This is a genomic window from Faecalibacterium sp. I3-3-89 (assembly GCF_023347275.1).
GTDB classification, from domain to species: Bacteria; Bacillota; Clostridia; order Oscillospirales; family Ruminococcaceae; genus Faecalibacterium; species Faecalibacterium butyricigenerans.
In genome coordinates, this window is record NZ_CP094468.1 from 1202223 (window position 1) to 1217725 (window position 15503).

At 45.8% G+C, this 15503-nt stretch carries 11 protein-coding genes and 3 pseudogenes; 12 read left to right on the forward strand and 2 right to left on the reverse strand.

The features are described 5' to 3' along the window. Positions 1-79: 79 nt before the first annotated feature. The 8 genes and pseudogenes from MTP38_RS05565 to MTP38_RS05600 all read left to right on the forward strand — a co-directional run. Positions 80-361 (forward strand): annotated as a pseudogene (locus MTP38_RS05565) (relaxase/mobilization nuclease domain-containing protein); the annotation flags it as partial. Positions 362-1046: 685 nt separating this feature from the next. Beyond that, positions 1047-2858 carry an AAA family ATPase gene (locus MTP38_RS05570; RefSeq protein WP_249234518.1) on the forward strand — a complete coding sequence of 604 codons (1812 nt, stop codon included), beginning with the start codon at positions 1047-1049 and terminating at the stop codon, positions 2856-2858. Positions 2859-2930: 72 nt separating this feature from the next. After that, complete coding sequence (locus MTP38_RS05575) at positions 2931-3359, forward strand: hypothetical protein (RefSeq protein ID WP_249234519.1); 429 nt, start codon at positions 2931-2933, stop codon at positions 3357-3359. Positions 3360-3677: 318 nt separating this feature from the next. Further along, entirely contained in the window at positions 3678-7661 is a 3984-nt protein-coding gene (locus MTP38_RS05580; protein WP_249234520.1) for a metallophosphoesterase, read from the forward strand. Positions 7662-7889: 228 nt separating this feature from the next. Next, positions 7890-8120: a type II toxin-antitoxin system antitoxin VapB gene (gene vapB, locus MTP38_RS05585; RefSeq protein WP_249234521.1), complete on the forward strand. Its 231-nt coding sequence runs from the start codon at positions 7890-7892 to the stop codon at positions 8118-8120. Beyond that, entirely contained in the window at positions 8117-8518 is a 402-nt protein-coding gene (vapC, locus tag MTP38_RS05590; protein ID WP_249234522.1) for a type II toxin-antitoxin system tRNA(fMet)-specific endonuclease VapC, read from the forward strand. The genes vapB and vapC overlap by 4 nt, the downstream gene beginning before the upstream one ends. A gap of 742 nt (positions 8519-9260) precedes the next feature. After that, positions 9261-9803 carry a hypothetical protein gene (locus MTP38_RS05595; protein ID WP_249234702.1) on the forward strand — a complete coding sequence of 181 codons (543 nt, stop codon included), beginning with the start codon at positions 9261-9263 and terminating at the stop codon, positions 9801-9803. 149 nt (positions 9804-9952) lie between these two features. After that, a complete protein-coding gene (locus MTP38_RS05600) occupies positions 9953-10270 on the forward strand; it encodes a DUF3847 domain-containing protein (RefSeq protein WP_249234523.1) in 318 nt (105 codons plus the stop codon). 9 nt (positions 10271-10279) lie between these two features. On the opposite strand, the gene MTP38_RS05605 is transcribed toward MTP38_RS05600, so the two are convergent. Together MTP38_RS05605 and MTP38_RS05610 are read right to left on the reverse strand one after the other, a co-directional pair. Continuing rightward, on the reverse strand, positions 10280-10468 hold the full coding sequence (locus tag MTP38_RS05605) for a hypothetical protein (RefSeq protein WP_249234524.1): 189 nt from the start codon (positions 10466-10468) through the stop codon (positions 10280-10282). Positions 10469-10484: 16 nt separating this feature from the next. Then, complete coding sequence (locus tag MTP38_RS05610; protein ID WP_055192377.1) at positions 10485-11297, reverse strand: PD-(D/E)XK nuclease family transposase; 813 nt, start codon at positions 11295-11297, stop codon at positions 10485-10487. Positions 11298-11390: 93 nt separating this feature from the next. On the opposite strand from MTP38_RS05610, the pseudogene MTP38_RS05615 reads away from it, so the two are divergent. The 4 genes and pseudogenes from MTP38_RS05615 to MTP38_RS05635 form a co-directional block, all read left to right on the forward strand. Beyond that, positions 11391-11519 (forward strand): annotated as a pseudogene (locus MTP38_RS05615) (hypothetical protein); the annotation flags it as partial. Positions 11520-11544: 25 nt separating this feature from the next. After that, positions 11545-11799 (forward strand): TnpV protein, encoded by a 255-nt coding sequence (locus tag MTP38_RS05620; protein ID WP_249234664.1) that lies wholly within the window; start codon positions 11545-11547, stop codon positions 11797-11799. Between the two features lie 161 nt (positions 11800-11960). Beyond that, positions 11961-15053 (forward strand): annotated as a pseudogene (locus MTP38_RS05625) (N-6 DNA methylase); the annotation flags it as partial. Continuing rightward, a complete protein-coding gene (locus MTP38_RS05635; RefSeq protein ID WP_249234525.1) occupies positions 15046-15453 on the forward strand; it encodes a hypothetical protein in 408 nt (135 codons plus the stop codon). The pseudogene MTP38_RS05625 and the gene MTP38_RS05635, both read left to right, overlap by 8 nt. Positions 15454-15503 lie beyond the last annotated feature (50 nt).

Sequence of the window (15503 nt, forward strand, 5' to 3'; positions counted from 1 at the left end):
AAAAATCTACCCACATACGAAGAATCACGTTCATTTTAGGACAGACGGTTGAAAAACAGCATGATCCTTGATTATTTCTATGGGGGATTCCATCAAGGTTGCAAAAGCGAGGTTGACGGAAATCGCCGTGCTAAAAACCCACATCATCAACTATGCCAAGACCCGTGAGGTGTACACTGATTATCGGAAAACTGGGTACAGCAAAGCCTTTCTGGAGGCTCACCGGGAGGAGAACACTCTGCACAAGGCGGCAAAAGCTGCCTTTGACGAAGCCGGACTGCAAAAGCTGCCGAAGGTCAAGGTGTTGGATGCGGAGTTCGCAGAGGAAAAGGACACCACCGAAAAAACTCAGACCCGATAAGCGAATACCGCCGAGGACTCTTCCCGTTTTGGGGAGATGTCCTCGGCGTTTTTTGTGTGTATAGCGAAAATCTATGACTGGATTTTCGTCAAGCACGAATTATCGCTGTATTCTTGCTAATATGAGGTGTAGAAGATCGTGCAGTAATTGCGTACGCAAAAGTACCTCATGATGCAAAGAATACGCGGCTGCGTAATGGCAAGGAATATATTTATAGTAGTTTGCGTTTTTGATGCACAAGCAACATCCGCAAACTGCATATGACAATAAGCGAAAAATCGTGTTAATGCATTATCCGGTATTCTGCTATAACGGCCGGTTTCGACGTGGGGAAGATGGAACGCCGCTGACTTATATGTTGCACGGGCATATCCATAAGACGGAGGATCAAGTGCTGGTGGATAAATTTTGCGCAGAAACCAGAGCCACGATGCGGAAAAGTGCCCATCAGGAAACAGCGCAGCCAGTGCCGTGCCAGATGATCAACTGCTTCTGTATGTATTCGGACTACACGCCGCTGACGCTGGAAGAGTGGATAGAGTATGACCAAAGACGGCGTACCTTTCTCTGTGAGGGGAACGATTGCTAAAAATTTCGCTTCAAACGAAATTAAAACGAAAATTTGAGTTGATTTGTTTCGCGTTACAGGGTATAATCACAGTAGATCATCATTTGGAGGTGCGTTATGGACTATTTATCTTGCGCTGACGCTGCTGAAAAATTGGGGATTACGATCCGTAGGGTTCAGCAGATGTGCAAACAAAGGGAACTTCCGGGAGCAGTAAAGGAAGGCCGGATTTGGATGATTCCGATAAATGCGGTTTCGGAAGATTTAAACGCAAAAAAGAAACCTTTGCCCATAGGTGTCTCTGATTTTAAGGCTGCGACCACTGGCTACTACTATGTGGATAAAACTCTACTGATCCGCGATTTTCTTGATGCAAAACCGATGGTATCGCTTTTTACTCGCCCGCGACGTTTCGGTAAGACGCTGAATATGGATATGCTCCGTGTCTTTTTTGAGAAAACGGCAGAGGACACTTCGGTTTATTTTAAAGATAAACAGATATGGCAGTATGGCGATTTTTATACAAGGCATCAAGGTCAGTATCCAGTCGTCTTTCTGACGTTTAAAGATGTGAAATGCTTGACATGGGAAGAAACTTTTCAGAAAATTCGAATATTGATTTCTTTGGAATTTATACGCCATAATGAGCTGGAAAACAGTTCTGTACTGACTACGTATGAAAAAGAACAGTATCATCGTCTCGCCAGTGATAATGCAACAGAAGTCGATTGCCAAATGGGGTTGCAGCTTTTGTCACTGCTCTTGCATAAGCACTACGGCAAGGAATGTATTATTATTATTGATGAGTATGATACGCCGATTCAACAGGGGCATAATTGCAATTTCTACTCAGAAATCGTAAACTTCATGCGCAATTTCTTCTCTGGCGGTCTCAAAGATAATCCGCATTTGGCTTTCGGATTTCTTACAGGAATTCTGCGTGTAGCTAAAGAAAGTATCTTTAGTGGCATGAATAATTTGAAAATCAATTCAATCTTGGATGAAAGCTATAGCGAATATTTTGGCTTCACAAAAGAAGAAGTGAAGGATATTCTGAGCTATTATGAAAAGGAAGAAAAATATCAGGAAATTTGCGATTGGTACGATGGATATCGATTTGGCAATACTGAAATCTTCAACCCATGGTCAGTTATTAATTACATTGCAGATAAGTGCTTTCCTAGAGCATTTTGGCAGTCTACAGGCAGCAACGAGATTATCGGAGAAATCATTTCGACAGCTACACCGAAAACCACAGAAGACCTTTATAAGCTACTCTGCGGTGAGAAAATTACAACTTTTATTGATACCAGTGTGATTTACCCCGAAATACAGAATAATCCCTACAGCATCTATAGTTTCCTACTTATTGCAGGGTACTTGAAAGTTGCGTCAGTCTACCCACAAAATGATGGGAATTTTATGTGTGATGTTGCAATCCCTAATAAAGAGATTGCATTTGTGTATGAAAAAGAGGTTTTAAATCGCACAAATCAAAATAATATCTCTATCTCAATCAGTCAAGCCATTTTTTCGGGAGATACGAAAAAGTTGCAGATTCTTCTGGAAGAGTTTATGTTGAAAAGCATATCTTCTATGGATGGAGTGAATGAGGAATTTTATCATGGGATGATGCTGGGGTTATGTGCTGTCCTCGGAAATCGTTATCGAGTTCGTTCTAATAGGGAACCGGGTCTTGGACGTTTTGACATTCAGCTGATGCCTTTGGTGAATGGTATTCCGGGATTCATTTTTGAATTCAAGCATACTAGCGATGCACATGTGGATTTGGGCTCCTTGGCAGAAAATGCACTTCAGCAGATTGATGAGAAAAAGTATGATACAGAGCTGCGTGATGCAGGCATCAATTCAATCATAAAAATAGGAATTGCATTCCAAGGGAAAAATGCTGTAGTAAGACGAGCATAACTTTTGGCCCATGAGATTTTCACGGTAAATAGGCTTTGGAAAAAGCTGCATATTAGGAGTGAAAATAATAAAATGATTGATAAGCCGGATGCCGCAAACTATGCAATGGATACAAGAGGGCGGATATTGATAAAAACAATCATGGAGATAGTAGATAGGTCGGCGATAATTCGAAATGGTTTACGGAGTTTAGAATGGCCATATGTAATAGCTCTGCCTGGAAAAAATCGGAAAAGTTATTACCGCTACAATCTTGAAAATCCTTACTTGCTTGAATTGGTAGATATGGTAGAGAACTATATAGAATGGAATCCGAAGCTGGAGTGGCTATCTCCAAAAGAAAGAGAATACATAAACGATTATGGATTCAGATATACAAAAGATGAAAAGAAAAAGACGTGGAAAATAAATGGCGGTGGTGTTGGAGACTATATGTCGGATTGGTATATCTGGATCACTGGAAAAGAAAAGATTGTAAATCTGCCGCGGCATCGTTGCTAAAACATCAGATGGAAAATAGATGGAGGAGTATTGATGGATTCTTGATTTGATTCAAAAATATTTTTATATATTGTGAACGATTTTCCATATTCGAGGGCTGCATCTATTGATTCTGTGCAGTTGCAGTTAAAGAAGGGAAAGCTTGCATGAGTGACCGTTAGCAATGAAATCATTATACAGTTTTCCGTGTTGGTCATAAAGCAGTTGGAATTTGCGCAACGCATTTGTTGGAACATTGTACAGAAACAGTGGAATGAAATTATGGTTATATTGTTGTAATGACGAAAATGCTATGGTGCTGAAAGGAAAATGTGCTCTATGCTAAGGTGGTTACATATTTCGGATCTCCATTTTAATAATGATGACATGAGCACAATTTCTCTGCGTGAAGAGTTACCACAATTTTTGAGAAAGAATAATCTTCTTTGCGACTATGTTTTCTGTACTGGTGATATTCGTACAGCAAATGCGAATCCTAATACGTTTACAGATGAAGCAGCAGAGTATTTGATCGATCTTTGCGCCGCAGTAGGGCTGACAACAGATAGGTTGTTTATTGTGCCAGGAAATCATGATGTGGATAGAAATTCGGATGGGCGAGATGGTGCGATAAAGAAAATCAGCTTTCAGCGAGGGGGATATTATGATCCCAAATACGGAACGATCAAAGACGAAGATTTGAAGTTGATCTATTCTGGCCAGAAAGATTTTCGCAATTTTCTTTCTAAATTGTATCCTGCTAGTCGCGTGGAAAAGTATTCGAATCCCCTACAACCTCATTTTAATATAGAAACGACTGAGTTTAATGTCCTACATATCGACTCGACTTTAACATATACCCAAAATCAGGAAGCAACAGATTTGATTATAGGAACGAAATTGTTGCAAAATGCATTAAAGGAGCTTAACCCGAATAAGCCGACCATTCTACTTTCACATTATCCCTTTACAGCACTTCTTCAAGAAGAGAAAAAATATGTACGGGAATTGCTGTGGAAAAAAGGCGTGCGCTTATGGCTGGGAGGTCATGAGCATGATCATATGGTTCATCCGATTGACTACCTCGATTCTCTCCAAGCAGGTGAACTGCGTATGGAAGAACGGAGCCGTGCGACAGTGTTGATTGGTGAAGTTGACGAGAATACACATACAGGTTATGTGACGGCATACACATGGTTTGCGGAAGGATGGGCGAAATATCCAATTCTTTGGCACGATGGGAGAAAAGAGGACCAGTATCCTTTTCAATTAAGGCTTCCGGGTGATAATGGCCAATCCCGTGAAGCCGTGAAAGCGAATCGGGCCAACACAGAGTTTGTCGGTAGAACAAATGTCATTGAGAGCATCCTTCCTCGCATTGAGGGCGTGGGAGAGGATAGGCTAAAAGAAGTGTTGAATCATGCGTGGATTACAGAAAAACCACATTTAATCCTTCTTGCAAATGGTGGCATGGGAAAGACAACCATGCTGCTTAATATGTGTGAAAATAGCGAGAACGTGAATTTATATATCCCGGCTGAACGTTTGGTGGCCATGAGAATGGGGATAAAAAGCTACTGTGTGCGATCCTTATTTGATGGCGATGAAGCGCGATTCGAGGAATTCTGCGGAGTTAAATATTCTCAGCCAAGTTTGGTTCTGCTAGTCGATGGCCTAAACGAGATTGATGCGAAAACAGAACGAGATTTTATTAATGAAATAAAGGCACTGAATTTGCTCGAGGGAATTCAGTTTGTTGTTTCTTCAAGAACAAACTTTACTGCGCGTTATAGCATGACCGGATACAGCGTGCGGCAACTGGTTCCATTGAGTGACGAGCAAATAGGGACCGTGTTCTCCGCCGAAGAATGGTCCGGAATCAAAGATACCTTTACATTGCACAAACTATTATCTAACCCGATGATGGTTACAATGTATAAGGAAATCTGTCCAATTATAAAACAGTACGAAAATGAAGAATGTTTGGACTGGATTATTCCAATTAAGAATTCGTCGGATTTGTTGCATAATTATTATGTTGCACAAATTGCTGTCTTATTGCAGAGAAGCGGTGTTGATGGGGAAAAAATACAAATTGCGTATCAAGCTGTTTTTGAAATTCTTCCTGCATTGGCGTATGAATTCGATATCTCGTACTGCTTAAATAAGAGTAATGTGGAATGCCGGGGACTTCTCCAAAGAATCTTGAAGGAGCACCATGTAAATGAAGAAAAAATTCTGCCGCTCCAGGAAAGATTCCGTGACTATGATTTGCCAGCACTCAAATTTGGAACGGTTTCTGATTTTTTGACTTGTCAAACGAATTTGTTGTACAAAAACGATACTGTCACTGCATTCCCACATCAAATTTACAGAGACTATCTGTCTGCAACCTGGATTTTACAACAGACAGAACTTGAAAAGTATTGGAATGGCAGAGCAATACCGTTTCCGGTTATGGAACATATCCGGAATCTTTCTGGAAAGTACTGGGACGGTCTGGCTGAACGGATTCACGTAATAGGAGAAAATCGTGATGATGCATTCCAGCTCGTGAGAAATCTTCTGGACTGTTTCCCTTCTTCTGAAACTGGAGGGTGCGCGAATTATTCAAATCTCGATTTAAGAGGTTTACAAATTCCCAATGCTGTAACAATGACTGACGATAGGATTTCGTTACGAGGAGCAAAGATAGACTGTGTGTCAGTTGGAAAATCTTCAGAACATGTGACACTTTATACGCATCTTCGCTTTTCGCCACAGAATGAATTTTTGGCGGCAGCTTCAAATGGGAAAGTATTTGTATTTTCATTACAAACAGAAGAGTCGCTCTTCGTTTATTCTATCAGCAGTTCGATTTCGCGAATCGAATTTATAGGTGGGTATTTGTTTGTTGTAACAGGTGGATCTAATACAAGTATTCATGTGTTTCAGAGAAAGGACGAATGGCCATACTGCGGAAAGATTTTGAATCCAGCAGAAATGCACTGTGACATCTTCAATAGCCGTTTTCGGCTTGCAATTCTAAAGGATGATGTCCTGTATTTTTACTACAACAATCGAGAGGTACGTTTTTCTCTTACAGATTGTAGACGTATTTATAACAAGCAGAAACAGAATGCATGGAAAAATCCAGTTAACGGAATTGATGTTTCTTTTCTGAAAGCAAAGGATAATGCACAGAAAAATCGAAAAGCCGGCGTGAGTTGTCAGACAGAGAGTCAAGGACTTAGGGCAACGGCCACTGTAGAAGGCGATTTAACAATAACAAGTGGTAACGAGGTTCAAGCAATCCTTGCGAGAGGTGTTACGTGCTTAAAGGATGGGGCTATTTCAGGGAATGGAAAGTCTGCGGCAACACTCAGCTATGAATTGAGCAACGGAAAACGAAAAATACAGTTGTGGGATTTGGATAAAAAGATCCGAGTTGGTGATGTCTTAGCACCAAGTGCTGTTGAGCAGGTTCACTTGTCTGAAAATGGTGCATTTATACTTGGAGAAACTGATACGAAGACTTGGGTTTACAATGTGGAAAAAAGAACATCTAGACTGTTCAATGAACACTTTGTGTCAGATCAACATGGAAAAGTTTCGACCTATGACACTAAGGTTTTGAGAAAGGATACAAATCTTAACATCTGTCTCTATGATTTAAAGACAGATGAAGTGTTAAATGTAGAGAATCCCTGTAAGGATGCTAAATTAGCTTGTTTTATGCCGGATGGCTCGATTGCAGCTGTGGGAAACAATATTCGAAAGGTAAAATTCAAAAATATTCGTACAGGTAATTATTCTGAGGTCAACAGTCAGAGTACACCAGTGATCGGTATCAGTAGTTTCAAGAATGAGCCGTTTATAGCGGTTGCTACGCAGGACAATGTTATTAGCATCTATCATATCGGGGATTGCATGAGAAAGCGAATTCTCGATAAGATGGTCGGAAATTATATGATGGTTGTCAGTCCTGAAAGTACGGTGATTGCCTGTTCTAACGGACGTAAAGCACTTCAGACGTTCAACTATTATGAAAAGACTGTAGACGGACAAAAGAGGGGATGGTGGTATAGTAACCCATATTCATCTGAAGATCCTACGATAAACGGAGACGTATTGGATATTGCTTTTAATACGGAAAATCATGAGCTTGTTGCGATTCTTTCCAATGGACAGATTATGTTCTGTCATGAAAAATATTGCAGATTTCATAGCGCCACCGATATTGTTACGAACTTCAATGTTGATGCATATGATTTTCGTGGCTGTATCTGCGATGAGTCAATTAAGAATCAAATTCGCCAAAATGGAGGTTTAGTTGATGCGTAAATACAAATGGAAATGTGGCATTGAAGTCTCTTGACATATACGGCGGCATCGGTCGCATGGGCGGCGGTGCTCTGAGCGGCAAAGACCCTAACCGAAGACATCCACCCAGTGTACCACTACTGAGGCATAATTTCAGCTATTTCGCATAGACTACGGAAGAAATTTCAAACAGACCTTGACGTGATATATATCTTAGTATATACTAAAAATGCAAGGAGGTGCGTTACTATGATGACAGCAAAGTTGTTTGAGAATGGTCGTAGCCAAGCGGTTCGACTTCCTAAGGAATGTCGCTTCAATGGTGACGAGGTTGCGATTAGCAAGGTTGGAGATGCCGTAATCCTTTTGCCAAAGGAAAACAGATGGTCTGGATTCCTGAGTAGTTTGGATTTGTTCTCTGATGATTTCATGAGTGAAGGTCGTGAACAGCCTGCAATGCAGGAGCGTGAATCCTTATGAAATATATGCTGGATACAAACATCTGCATCTACGCCATGAAGCACAAACCGCCAGAGGCAATTAAGAACTTCTTGATGCATGACCCTGACGATATGTGCATTTCAGCAATCACTTATGGAGAACTGATGCATGGCGTAGAAAAGAGTCAAGCGGTGGAACGAAACCGTGTTGCAGTCACGCTGTTCCTTTCTTCTATCGATATTCTCTCGTTTGACCACTACGCAGCAGAGGAATATGGTAAGGTACGAGCAGACCTTGAACGCAAGGGAACGCCGATTGGACCGATGGATATGCTGATAGCAGCTCATGCAAGATCAGAAGGATTGATTCTTGTGACGAACAATACCAGAGAATTCTTCCGGGTAGAAGACTTGGAAGTGGAGGACTGGACGAAGTAAATACCGAAAGCGCGAGAGAGCATCTGTCAGAGCAATCTGATAGGTGCTTTTTTCATGCCCGCCGGGGCCGGGGTCACTTCTCTACGGTGAAGTCACACGGAGACCGGTGGCCCCTTTTCTGTGAAAAACCGCAAAATTCATAGGCCGGGGGTCAGAGGATTAACGGCGCAAAATGAAACAGGAAAATGTACAGGCATCGGAGCTTTCGTTCTGGTGCCATTCTTTTTCCCCGAAATGAACCAAAGTGTGTGAAACCTCTCGTAAACAGGGAGCTTTCGCACATTTTAGCTTGTTCCGGGAGGAGCAGGGGCGAGCGAGAATCGGACGCCGCAACAACAATCCAACCTGGCGGGGCGGTGCCGATTTCCACTTCGCCGCTTTTCGTATGAATTATGAGATTTTTCTAAGAAACCGCCGAAGAAACGGCGAAAAATGAGAATGGGGTGAGGGCAGATGGAAGATTACACGGCTGAGATGATAAGGGACATGGCGTTTTCCTTCTGTCCTCAGTGCGGTACAGCCATTGTACCGAATCATAAAGGCAGACCGAGAAAGTTCTGCTCACCGGAATGCCGGTCACGGTGGAACAACACCCACCCGAAGCCGGAGAACTGGAAGACCGTGCGGTCGAAGATCTGCCAGGTGTGCGGCAGGGAGTTTTCCTACCGGCATCAGTACGGGTTGGAACGAAAATATTGCAGCCGGGCTTGTGCTAACCGGGGAAGAGGAAAGGAGGCAAAAGATGCAGCCGTTGAGTATTGAACGGGATGTCAGAAGAAATGGCATCCGTATGGATTGTGTTTTTGAAGGAATGGCGTTTGATGCTGCCAGGGAGCAGGTGAGGACGCTGCGGCTTTCTGGAACGAAACTTTCTCAGATCGCAGAGCAGACGGGAATGCCTGTGGAACAGGTGATGGATTACTGCCGGGAACTGGGATTGCCGGAAATAGGAAGCTGCCATCTGGTGCCGCCGGGCCGAGTGAAAGAACGCAGATGTCCAGTCTGTGGAAGAATCATCGGGCAGAGTGGAAGAGGTGCGCCGAGAAAATATTGTTCGGATGAGTGCTATGCCGAATATGAACGAAGGAATTATAAACGGGAAAAGGCTGGCAGGGTAGCATTCTGTCAGAACTGTGGCCGTCCGTTTATTCTTGACCGGCAGGAATACCTCGGCCATACAGTGCTATGTAAAAGTATCCGTGAGAACTTCAAGTTGAAAAAGCGCCGTGCTGCAACCCCGGAAGAAAGGATCATATTCAAAAACACTCATGAGGCTATCTGGTGAAAAATAATATTTGTGTTGCCAGAGCACATATCAGTGTGCCTATTGGAGTAGCTTGATATCGTTTCTTGAGTTGCATTCAAATTTCATCTTTTTTACAAAGAAGGACATTCTTTTGTGAGAGTGTTCTTCTTTACTATCTGGAGGGAAAATTGGACTACGAAAATACAAAACTTAAAAATCTCCGCATCGAAAAAGCCAAAGCAGAGCAGAAGCTGCGCTCTTGCCAGCACCGGGAGAAGATCCTTGAGCACCGGATGTCGGAGCTAAACCGGAGAGAGCGTGTGCATCGTCTTTGCACCCGTGCCGGAATGCTGGAAAGTTTTCTGGTCTGTCCGGGAGAACTGACCGATGATCAGGTGATGGAACTGCTGAAAATCTCGTTCCGTCAACCGGAAGTCGTGCTGGCTCTTGCAAAGATGGTGCATGATGTTCACGAACGCAGCAACGTCCAAAACCCTTTAGAATAAAGGGCGCAATTATACACCGTTCCGGTGAAATTGCGGTCTTGCAGACGGCTCGATGAAATCGAAGCTGGCGTTTATGCGCCAGCCCGATTCCATCCCAAGGAAAACTGCATTTTCCTTGCGCTGCTTTGCAGCTATCCTTTTGCCCGCTACCATAAAATACGCATAGAAAAAGCCGATTGAAAACAGAAGCATTTCCAATCGGCTTATCTTTTTGTTAGGCAGATTTCTTTTCAGCTAATGCCCGGACTTCCTCAATTGAAAGGTCGGTGTACTTTGCCACCTTTTCACAAGGCACACCATCTGCCAACATTGCCAATGCGTGTTTGACCGATGTTTCATGCTCGGTTTCATCCCGCATCTTTTCCATAGCTCTGCACATAGCTGCCACTCCCTTCGTGTCTTCTTTGAAATAACGAACCCTCTGTGCCAAAATGGAATAATTCATATCCTTCGAGTTGGTACAGAAAAAGTCGTGCATCAGTTTTCCTAATGCGGTTTCGTCCTTGATTTGTGAGTTCACATAAACGATGTGCGCCTGATCGTTGAAAGCCGTTCCAGTTTCCCGAACTGTACGGTCAACATGATAAATTGGAAGGCCTGCCTTTAATACGTCATTTTCCGTGATAAAGATAACGTATGTTTCGTTCAGCGCATCGTAATCATCGCCCGCATCAGTCAGGTTTGCATCCAACAAGCTACTGTTGTACCGTGCGCGCTTTTCACTAGCACCACGGTCGCTGCGCTGCACCTCAATATTATATGCACGGTTTTCCCGATCCACTGCCAAAATATCCAATCGGACTGAACGCCCTTGCAGATTTTTGATGCTGTACTGGCCGTGAACCTCTTTGACGGTCAAATCATCCCGTTTCAAGATGATCTGCAAAAGAAACTCAGCACAAGCACGTTCTTCAAACACCGCAGCCATGAAATCATCATCAATCAGACGTAGCCCACGCAACCGCTGCAAATCTTCTTCATGTTTCCGTTCAAAATCTAGTTCCTGTTGTGATTTTCTTTCCGACATTGGCTCACCAGCTTTCTGCTCACTTATCCAAAATAATAGTACCATAATTCCGTGATTTTTACAAGAGAACGATTCAAATGTCATCAGGAGGTGATGCCTATTCCGTGTCCGCATTTCAAAATTACCATCGTCAAGCGCAGCCAAGGGCAGTCTGCTGTTGCCGGGGCCGCTTACCAGAGCGGCGAACGGCTGTTCAGCGAGTACGACCAGAAAACGAAATTCTACAACAAGAAGAAAGAACTTGTCCATGCCGAGATCATACTACCTGATGAAGCATCGCCCGGTGCTGTACAATTCGATGCTCCTGTCGGGGACTCTGCATCCGCACCTGTTGGAAGTGGAACAGACCGCAGAGAGCCGGATGCAGCAGACCATGCAGGAACTGCTGAAGCAGAACCCGGCTCCGAACAAAGAGCGGCATCAGATGGAGTGGGTGCAGCACATAAACAGCCTGAAAGCACAGGCCGAGGAACTGGTGATGAACGAGCTGATTTACAGCTAAGCTTCTTCGATGCCCACATCCCCACCGAAGCCCAGCAAATCGAAACCATCGACCAAGCGGAGAGCGAAAAAACGCCCTCCGCTTTTGTTTTGTCGCAGGCTGAAATTGAGAACGAACTGCGCAAGCACGGTTCAGGGTTTGTAGGCGGCAAGCAGCGCATTATGGCACTGTACCAGACCCAGACTGACCGCAGCCTCCGCGCCAAGGCTCTGGCAAAGGAGTACGGCATCGGTGGGCACTCCCACGATTATCTGGATGGCAGCAGAGGCTTTGTGAACCACGACTGGAAGGGACTGGAATTTGACCGTTATCCCGACCATCAGAAAATCATCCTGAAATGGGCGCAGGTGGAAAAGTATATCGACCTGATGGTCCAGTCCGACCGCTACCTGACGGATAGAGAAAAGGAGCATTACACGCCCCCTGCGCCTGTCAGCGCAGAGCCGGATGCCACCCTTACCCATGCCAAAAACCTGATTCGGGATTTCTGCTTGGAAGAATACGACTCCGAGCCGGACTTTTCCGACCTGTCCAAGATCGGCGTTGCCTACACCAACGCCACCGATGAGGAGATTCCCATTCAGGTCAACATTGATCTGGTGGGATACCGTGTGGAACGCTATCTGGGCGATATTCTTGTGGATGAACGCCAGTACGAAAGTCTGGAAGATCTGACCGAAACCGAATTGGAGGCTCTGGATTTTTCGGAACTGGTCAGCGTCACAGACGAGGAACTGGAGCATTACCACAGCAAGGCAGAGGAACGCTCGGCACTGCTGCCGCTGGATGCCGCCACCGAGTACAATGCCCTGAAGGAACAGCACCCGGATGCGCTGGTGGGCTTTGAGCAGAACGGACAGTTTGAGTTTTACGGTGAGGATGCCCGAAAGGTCTGCGAACTTCTGGGCGGCAAACTTCTGGAAAAAGAAACAGCACTGGGCATCGTTCCTGTCACCGGCTTCCCCAGCGGCCAGTGGGTGTACCGTGCCAAGCAGCTGTGGCAGTGCGGCGAGAACGTCTACCTTGCCGGGCTGAACGAGGATGGCACCCACCACCAGACGAAGTATCTGCGCCGGGAGGATTATCTGCCGCTGGGTGCCACCGTCCACATGGAAGGGCGGGCCTTCCGGGTGGATACAGTAAACTTTGATAAGGGCAGCGTATCCTTGCAGGACGTGGCACTGGCAGAAATGCGGATGCCGATTTTCCGGGAGGAGCCGCTGGCTCTTGTCCGGGAGTTGTACGAGCAGGAACAGGAAGTGATGGAACACACACTGCCCGCTTACAAGGTCGGTGACAATGTTATCGTTGATCTTCCTAGCCGAACCATCGAAGGTAAAATCGGCTATGTGGGTGAAACCGACGTTCGCATCGACACCAGCGCACAGGGACAGTCGTGGGATAACGAGGTTATCAACAAGCAACAATTTGAGGACGGTCTGCGGCAGGTTGAGCCGGAACTATCAGATGAGGAACTGGACGCACTGCCCATCTCTACCGTGATGGACGGAAACGTGCAGACCTTCCCGGATGCCACTGCCTTGGATGAAGCCCTGAACGCTGTGCCTGCCGGAAACTTCCACATCACGGACGACCATCTTGGCGAGGGTGGCGCAAAGCAGAAATATGCCCGGAACATTGAAGCCATCCGCACCTTGTTCAAGCTGGAACAGGAGCATCGTGGTGCCACCGCCGAGGAGCAGCAGGTGCTTTCGCAGTATGTGGGCTGGGGCGGTTTGGCAGATGCCTTTGACCCTAGCAAAGATAGTTGGGCAAAAGAGTACGCCGAACTGAAAGGGCTGCTTTCCGAGGATGAGTACGCTGCTGCCCGTTCCAGCACCCTGAACGCCCACTACACCTCCCCGGTGGTGATTCGCTCTATTTATGATGCGGTCGAGAAGATGGGCTTCCAGTCTGGCAACATTTTGGAGCCGAGCATGGGCGTGGGAAACTTTTTCGGGATGCTGCCGGACTCTATGCAGGACAGCCGCCTGTACGGTGTGGAACTGGACAGCATCACCGGGCGTATCGCCCAAAAACTATATCCACAGGCCGACATTACGGTTGCTGGCTTTGAAACCACCGACCGCCGAGATTTTTACGACCTTGCCGTAGGTAATGTCCCTTTCGGTCAGTACAAAGTCAACGACAAGGCGTACAACAAACTGGGTTTTTCTATCCACAACTACTTTTTCGCCAAGACTATCGACCAGATCCGACCGGGCGGCGTGATTGCTTTCGTGACCAGCCGTTTCACGATGGACAGCAAAGACAGCAGTGCCCGCAAGTACATGGCGGAACGTGCTGATTTGCTGGGAGCCATCCGCTTACCCAACAACGCTTTTAAGGCAAATGCAAGCACCGAGGTTGTTTCGGATATCCTCTTTTTGCAGAAGCGTGACCGCCCTGCAGACATCGAACCTGCATGGGTGCAGCTGGGGCAGACCGAAGATGGCTTCAATATCAATCAGTATTTTGTAGACCATCCGGAAATGGTGCTGGGAATTTTGGAACTAGAAAGCACCCAGTACGGCCATGACCTGACCGTTGCACCAATCGAAGATGCAAACCTTGCAGACCAGCTTACCGAAGCGGTGCAGCACATCGAGGGCCAGTACACTGCGGTGGAGATTGCCGCTCCGGACGTTGCCGATGCGGAAGTGCAGCGCAAAACTCTGCCCGCAGACCCTACCGTGAAGAATTTCAGCTATACTGTGGTGGATGGTGAAATCTACTACCGCGAGAACTCCATCATGACACAGATTGAACTGTCCGACAACGCCAAAGGCCGTGTGGCTGGCATGGTGGAACTGCGGCAGATCGTCAACGAGTTGATCGACCAGCAGTTGAATGACTTCCCGGACGAGGATATCAAGGCATCGCAGGCAAAGCTGAATTATGCCTATATGGGCAATGGCAACAACATCAAATACTACGCACAGGAGTTGAAGGAAAACACCTACAACCTGACCCGCATGAACCTTGTCATGCGCGGCATTCTGCCCGACAACATTGTAACGCGCAACGGCGATACGCTGGAGGAAGATTGGCCGTACTTTGAAGAAAACGATCCGGTCAACACCTACGACCCGCTGTTTGTGGATGCGGTGGTATCAAATCCCCCATATTCGCAGGCGTGGAATCCGAACGACAAAGAGAACAACCCGCGCTTTTCGGATTACGGCCTTGCCCCCAAAGGCAAGGCAGACTACGCCTTTTTGCTGCACGACCTGTACCACATCCGTAATGATGGTAACCGCTGCACAGAACAAGCTGGAGGAGATTGAGCAGGAAAACAAGAAAGCTGAAAATGATTGCAGCAATCTGTTCACTTGGGCAAGCACCTATCAGAACGCATCCTTTCAGCAGCGGCAGGCAATCCTCAACCAGTTCATCAAGGAAGTCCGTGTTGGACGGGATTATGATATTGAGATCATCCTCAATGTTCCGCTGGAGGAGTTTGAAGAATTTAAGAGTCATTCGCTCTCGGTGCGTACTCCGAGTGGGCGGAAAACGGACCTTAAACAAGCACCCGTTAGGGGGCTGGGTACTCCGAATGGGGGAATCGTCGTTTTTGACAAAACTTCTGGTGAAGCTATGAACATTATGCCGAAAAGTTCGGCACACGTCACTTTGCGCTGTCAAGACGAATGATGCACGATTTTGCAAAGAATGGCAAAAAGAAACGCCGTATCGTTTAACAC